Raw genomic sequence first — 4,568 nt, 5'->3', positions numbered from 1 at the left:
AGTGTACAAGCCGTTTTCACCGGGTAGCCCCGGTGCTGTAAGTATTTTTGCAGACACCATGTATAGGTGTCGCTGTCGTCGATCAGCAGTATCTTTTTCATATATCTTCACCCCCAATATTGATTTACCACAAGCATACACTACAAATGTTACACAAATGTCCGAGGTGCCTTTGATTTCGGCAGAAAAACAGGCTGAATTGTTACAAAGCTCGGACATTTCAAAAAAATTTTTGAGAAATTGCGAAAAAAGCGGGGCAGCATACGCCGCCCCGCCGATCTCATATGGTTATTCCATCGTCCTGATTTGCTCAACAAGAGATTGCTTTTTCAGATTTCCAGTTGTGTAAGAAATCAAGGTGAATTGCACAATCAGCAGGATTGCTAAATATATCAATACGATCAGCCACGGAAATGAATAGTAAAAGTATGGATTCATCGTTTTCACAACTACCTGTACGGATAGGAAGCTCAGTCCAGTCCCCAAAACCAATGTTACCAGCGTAGCAAAAACTGAATACATTAGCCCCTCATAGCACAGCATTTTGATAAGCTGCTTTTTACTCAAACCAATCGCCTGTAACATTCCAATTTCCTGCCTACGGGATAAGAAGTTGGTGATTGTCGTATTGACAAGGTTGATTAAAGAAAAGCACACAACAATAACAGCCACGATCAACAATACCCCGAAAGAAAGTTGTTGAAGCCCGCTATAATAAGTGATACTTTCTTTTATGGTTTCCATAACCAAATCGCTATTTCCGTCTATCCGTTGATTTAATGCGGCTTCAACCGTATCAAATTTTTCCATATCGGTAATTACGGAAATCGTACCTGTGCAATCTATCCCGGTCGCTTCATTCATAAGCTGCTCTGGAAGCGTAAAGCACTTTGAGAAGCCGGAGTAAGAATATTCGTTTACAATGCCCATGACTGTATAGGTCTTTGTGCGAATTTGCCCGGATTCGGTTTTATAGTCCACTTCGACGGTATCACCCAACGAAGCCTCAATATCATAGAGATCGGCACGCTCTTGAAGTAAGACAATTCCATTGCCTGCCACCAGCTCATCATAATCAATCGTGCCTGCAAATAGCTCTTTCTCCAAATTCTGCTGCTCATCCCGGCAAAAGCCCTGAATCCATTTTCCAGAATTGCCATTTACAAGATATTCTGCGTCTGTGTAATACCAGCGCTTGATTCCTGTAACGCCATCAATAGATTCTACTGCATTTACAAAATCGGCATTTAGAAAATTCTTTTGCTGCAATCCAGACAAAGAAATACCGGCAGTGTCCCACGATTGATTTGCGTTGAGCTGGATGTTAAATTCACCGACAGGGAACACCCTGCCTCTTGCCTCTGCAACGCCATCATAGGAAACTAACATTGTCGAAATCAATACAACCAATACTCCGCCGAGTGAAAGAGAAAGTATTGTTAAAGTGGACTTTGCCTTTTGTCTGGACAGATTCATTTTAGCAAGTGAAGCAGGCGTTATTTTACGGTGCAACACGGAACTTTCTTTCATTTTACCCTGATAATCGGAATATCGCAATGCTTCCAGCGGAGATACTGCCGCAGCTCTTTTTACAGGAGTATGAATAGCAATCATCACAATAATAAATGCAAAAAGGCCAACCCCGACCGTCACACATAAAGCAGTCAGCCAGTACCAACCGGCAGGAACCAGAAAATACCCAATCACATTTCCAATAACCAGCCCAATCGGGATAGCAATGGCCGCAAGTAATTTTCCCTCGCGGTAAACCATCTTTTTGATCTGTCGCTTTGTTGTTCCGATTGTACGAAGCTGTCCATAGTTACGGATACTGCCTGCTACTGAAATATAAAAAATTGAATAGATCACAATGCCGGAACCAATGAAAGTTATAAAACCGATCAAGAAGTAGAACAGCATATCACTTCCACGATTTTCGTCCTTTATGTTGAAATAAGTGGAACGGACAATCACATTATCATCGGAAATTTCTAATTGCTGTGCCAGAGTATTTGCATAGTTGGCGGCTTCTTCCTCGCTCATATTTTGAGCGCCTTTCAGCCCAATGTAAAAATCAATCATGCCCTCGTCGCCATACTGCTGTCTTACTAATTCTTTCGATATAATGGCTGTATAGCGTCCAATATCGCCGGTTTTCACATTTAAGATTCCCGTCAATTTGAAATCATGGGCAGTGCCGTCAGAAAAGGGGATTCGAATTGTCTGTCCCAATTCATTTGAATAGCCCAAACTATCCAAAAAGGATTCCTGTACTACAATTTCATCCTCCGAAGCTGGTAAATCTCCCGAATAGGGCATACTCTGGGATGTCAGCATATCTGCATTTGCATAAGTAAAATTCACGGTTGAATGGTTTACCTGTTCAGAAAATGCGTTAAAAAATTCCCCGACCCACGCAATTTCTTCCTGCTTGTATAGTTCCTGTCCCTGTTGTTCAGAAATCGCATGATACATAATCTGCGCTGTTTTTTGGTTGCGTTTCTGCGTTTCCTGCATAACCCCAAAGCCATAGAGGACAATAGCAGACAGCAATGCGCTGGCAAGTGCAATCGTCAAAACAATAAAGATATTTCTTTTTCGATTTGCTGATATACTGCGGTTTGATATGCGCTTTACTATGCCACTGGTATCATTTTCAAAAGGCCATGTCATAGTCTGCCACCTCCTTATTCCACAATTTGTTCCTATTTCTCAAAAACTACAAAATTCCTCCAAATTTTATACGCTTATTCCATCGCCCGCATTTGTTCAATCAGGGATTGCTTTTTCTGTCTGCGAATTGTCCATACAGACAAGATTATCTCCATTCCGAACAACACCAGAATGAACAGGCCCATTTCCAAAACAGGGAATTTGTAAGGTACTACATTTCCTGCAAAAGCACCTATGCTCATTTTTCTGCAAGCAAAGATGGAAGCCGGAAGCCCAACGATCAGCGTCGCCAATGTTGCAAAGAGCGCATAGCACAGCCCCTCGCAGATGTTCATTTTACATAGCTGCTTTTGGGTCAGACCGATGGAACGCAAAACACTGTTTTCCTGCTTTCGGGCTATCTGGTTAGAGAGTGTCGTATTGATAAGGTTGATAACGCCAAAGAGAAATACCAACCATGAAAGTATCTCCATACTGCCAAACGCAAAAGAATTTGTCATTTCTTCATATTCAATCACTGTATTGATTTCATCTAAGGCAATATTACTATGGCTGGCTACAATATTTTTCAATTCAGACTCTACATGGTCCGCTTTTTTCGGATCGCTTACAATGCTCCATGAATAATCAAACGAGGTTATTTCTGGATGCAATTCATGGAATAATGCTTCCGGTGCATATTCAAGCGGACCGTCAAGGTGGAGTGCTCCATGTCCATTAGTTGGTATGCTGCCGCCGTCAAATACCCCGGATATCGTAACAGGAAGGGTTGATTTCCCGGAGATAAGTTCAACTGTTTCTCCTGCTCCTATATTATCACGGTTACTTGTATGCGAATCAATTATGATGCTGCGCGCATCCGGTGGCATAGTTCCATCTATCAATGCAGCTTCAACCGCAGAATAGTTTTTTTCAGTCAGTATATCACACATACCACCACCCTCAATTCCGTTGGAACGATAATTTACATGAAGGCTTTGCCTTTTTGCAATCACATCGGTTACACCATCAATAGACAAAATTTCCTGCTTTAGTTCTTCATTTAGTGGATTTCCCGCCGCCATAACTTCTTGTTCTGTCAACTCAGAAAGCAAATAAATTTTATAGTCACCGTCCGGGAAAACCTGTCTTGCAAGCGCCTCTGGGGAGCGCAGCAAAACGAGGGAGGATACCACAAGCAGAATAATTCCACCTAAGCTTAATGACGCAATAATACTGATTGTCTTTTTTCGGTCACTCTTAAAATTCGTAATTCCCATTGAAACCGGATTGAGCTTGATGTTCTTTTTCCGGCTGCGGATGTTCTTTTGTACCGAGGTGAAACGGACAGCTTCAATCGGGGAAATCCCTGCCGCAATTTTTACCGGCTTACGGATGGAAACGGATACCATGATCCAACTGCTTATGAGTGTCAAAATAACCATTGCCACATAGGAAACAACGTTAAATCCCTTGGAAAACAGGAGAAAACCGCCGCATACGCCTAGCACTGTGCCAATCAAAATCCCGATACTGCCGAGTTTGTGTCCCTCCTGTTTTACAATCCGCTTGATTTGTTTTGGCGTCGCACCAATCGTCCGAAGCTGTCCGTAGCTCTGGATTTTGTCATTGATGGAGATACGGAAGATACTCTGGATCACAATGTAGCCGCCGATCAGGGCAATGGCAGTCACGCCAGCCATCAGTGCAAAATCAAAGGATTTAGAAGCATAGACAAAATACTTGCTGTTCATTTTGGGCATAGGAAGCTGATATTCCTCCGCAATCTCCCTGCAATAAGAGGTCATCAGTTCTTCGCCCAACTGCTCGCTGTTTTTGAAATGGACATAGGCACGATACCCAGCCGGGTCAAACCCATTCCATTCTGTCAGGGCAGCTTTAGAGATAATGATAGC

General features: G+C 42.6%; 2 protein-coding genes and 1 pseudogene. All 3 read right to left on the bottom strand.

The genetic code is table 11. From position 1 onward, the window contains the following. Nucleotides 1-101, bottom strand: a pseudogene (locus tag ACTO17_RS19540) (response regulator); the annotation flags it as partial. 187 nt (nt 102-288) lie between these two features. Beyond that, a complete protein-coding gene (locus ACTO17_RS19535) occupies nt 289-2,673 on the bottom strand; it encodes an ABC transporter permease (RefSeq protein ID WP_482559100.1) in 2,385 nt (794 codons plus the stop codon). A 74-nt stretch (nt 2,674-2,747) separates the two neighbouring features. Then, nucleotides 2,748-4,568 (bottom strand): ABC transporter permease (locus tag ACTO17_RS19530; RefSeq protein WP_482559099.1); only part of this gene is annotated, 1,821 nt, incomplete at its 5' end.

Source organism: Petralouisia sp., assembly GCF_056822245.1.
Note: the sequence above shows the minus strand (reverse complement) of the source record. Positions and strands in the feature narration are given on the sequence as shown.

Coding starts and splice junctions, on each gene's coding strand:
- ACTO17_RS19535 (WP_482559100.1), bottom strand. CDS start 2,673: ATGACATGGCCTTTTGAAAATGATACCAGTGGCATAGTAAAGCGCATA.